The sequence below is a fragment of the Candidatus Bathyarchaeia archaeon genome (assembly GCA_035935655.1).
Lineage (GTDB): Archaea > Thermoproteota > Bathyarchaeia > 40CM-2-53-6 > 40CM-2-53-6 > 40CM-2-53-6.
This window is the reverse complement of sequence record DASYWW010000010.1, coordinates 1-2,058: the sequence shown is the minus strand read 5'-3', so window position 1 is coordinate 2,058 and position 2,058 is coordinate 1. Positions and strand designations below refer to the sequence as shown.

General features: G+C 52.9%; 4 protein-coding genes. All 4 read left to right on the top strand.

Annotation, left to right across the window (positions count from 1 at the left end; all coding sequences use genetic code 11):
- On the top strand, positions 1-236 hold a 236-nt coding region (locus VGS11_00135), incomplete at its 5' end, for a DedA family protein (GenBank protein ID HEV2118508.1).
- Between the two features lie 28 nt (positions 237-264).
- The gene (locus VGS11_00130) at positions 265-933 is read left to right on the top strand and encodes a DUF1326 domain-containing protein (protein ID HEV2118507.1); all 669 of its coding nucleotides are present in this window, start codon (positions 265-267) and stop codon (positions 931-933) included.
- A 163-nt stretch (positions 934-1,096) separates the two neighbouring features.
- Positions 1,097-1,561 carry a DUF1801 domain-containing protein gene (locus tag VGS11_00125; protein HEV2118506.1) on the top strand — a complete coding sequence of 155 codons (465 nt, stop codon included), beginning with the start codon at positions 1,097-1,099 and terminating at the stop codon, positions 1,559-1,561.
- 377 nt (positions 1,562-1,938) lie between these two features.
- Positions 1,939-2,058 (top strand): multidrug ABC transporter ATP-binding protein (locus VGS11_00120; protein ID HEV2118505.1); only part of this gene is annotated, 120 nt, incomplete at its 3' end.

Below are 2,058 nucleotides of genomic sequence, written 5' to 3'. Positions count from 1 at the left end.
GCGCAGCGAGAATGAAGTATCCCAGGTTCGTTGCATACAACATTGCCGGCGGCGTGCTGTGGGTTTTGACTACAACGCTGCTTGGCTATGTCCTAGGGACGACCATACCGGGGATTGACACCTATCTGCTAGCAGTGATCGCAGTTGTGGTTGGCCTCTCTCTGATACCTGTAATTCTCGAATGGCGGAAGATGAGATCCAAAACGAGAGATAAGACTCCACCCATTGGGTCGTGAAGAGGCATAGACCCTGTAAAGAGTTGATATGGTAAACGACGTTGATTTATTAGCTTCTCTTCGAGACATCAGAGCGGGCAGTTCTAAGGCCTTGGCTGATCAATGGGACTTAGGCGGATTATACTTCGAAACATGCAATTGTGAAACTGGATGTCCATGTGTCTTCCTAGGCCCACCTTCAACTGGAGACTGCACGGTTTTGGTAGCCTGGCACATCGACAAGGGCAAGCTGGGCAGTGTTGGTTTGAACGGGCTGAACGTGGCGTTAGCCGCTCACTCTCCCGGTCACATGGCGAAAGTAAAATGGGAAGCCGCACTTTACCTTGATTCGAAGGCCAGTGACGCCCAGAGAAGCGCACTGACGCAGATCTTCGGCGGTCAGGTCGGAGGGGTTCCTGCGGCATTGGGATCGTTCATTGGCAAGGTGCTCGGAGTGAAGACTGTAGAGTTCAGCTATTCAGCAAACGGAAAGAAACGAAGCATGAAGATACCGAATATTGCAGAAGCAGAAATCGAAGCAATCCAGGGTCAAGGGGGGTCTGATGTCACCATCACCAACCATCCTCTCGCCGTTGCGCCAGGTTTCAGTGCGGTCGTCTCAAAGTCAAAGAAACTTAGTTATCATGATCACGGGATGAATTGGGAAATCTCAGAAAAGAATGGCTTCTACTCGCCCTTCGACTACAAGGGTCCCTAGTACTTCCCTACGATCAGAGTAATTCACTGGGATTCGAATCCCATGGAGAATGGTGGGTCTAACGGCCGCGTGCGGTCCATACAACATGGGCCCGACGAAGCTGATTGAAAGTGCAACGAACGTGTTCGTAAAACATTTAAACTCTGAAGACGAATACAATTTCATGAAACCTGCACTGAAGGGCACGCAGGAGTCCGTCAAGAGCACCACCTCGGCCGGGAAGAAGTTCAAGGGACTCACAGACGAAGAACGTGGCGCGATGACGGACCGCATCCAAGAGCTGAAGGCGGAAAAGGAGGACGGTGAAAGTGCCGTGCTCGCGAAGATCGCCGGGATGCCGGAAACGGATCACACCATGGGGAAGCGACTCCATGCCACCATCAAAGCAAGCGCGCCTGACCTTTCGCCAAGACTCTGGTACGGGATGCCCGCATATGCCAAGGACGGCAAGGTCGTCTGCTTCTTCCAAAACGCACAGAAGTTCAAGACGAGGTATGGGACGTTCGGGTTCAGCGACAAGGCGAATCTCGACGATGGCGGCATGTGGCCGGTCGCCTTCGCGCTGAAGGCGTTGACTGCCGCTGAAGAGGCTAGAATCGCCGCGCTCGTGAAGAAAGCAGTGAGCTGAACCGAGTGGATGGGCGGAAGGAATTCGTCAAGTGTCCTTGACCATAACTCACGCTAAAACCCGTGGCCTGCCAAGGGTGCGCCGAACCCCTTTAGTATCACCTTGTCAAAGAGTGCTCAAGGAGCAGACCCCACGAAGTGGCGATTATCACTACCGATAAGATTGTCTTGATTGTTGTCGTTACCGCCATAGTAATCGTCGTGGCATACGTCTTCCGATTCGGGAGATTCTCCCGACGAAAGCACGCGGGAACAGATTCCCGCTGGAGTCAGCAGAGCCCTCCAAGTCCCAACTGATGCCCCCTTTTGCAGAGCAAGAATGAATGGTCCTGTTTCAAGAATTGAAGCAGGTAGAGCGACCAATGAGCAAGATTTAGGATGATCGATACTGAGAATCTGACGAAGAGGTTCGGCAGCATGACGGCCGTCGACTCGGTCACGCTGCATGTGGACGAAGGTGAGGTGTTTGGTTTCTTAGGACCTAACGGCGCAGGCAAG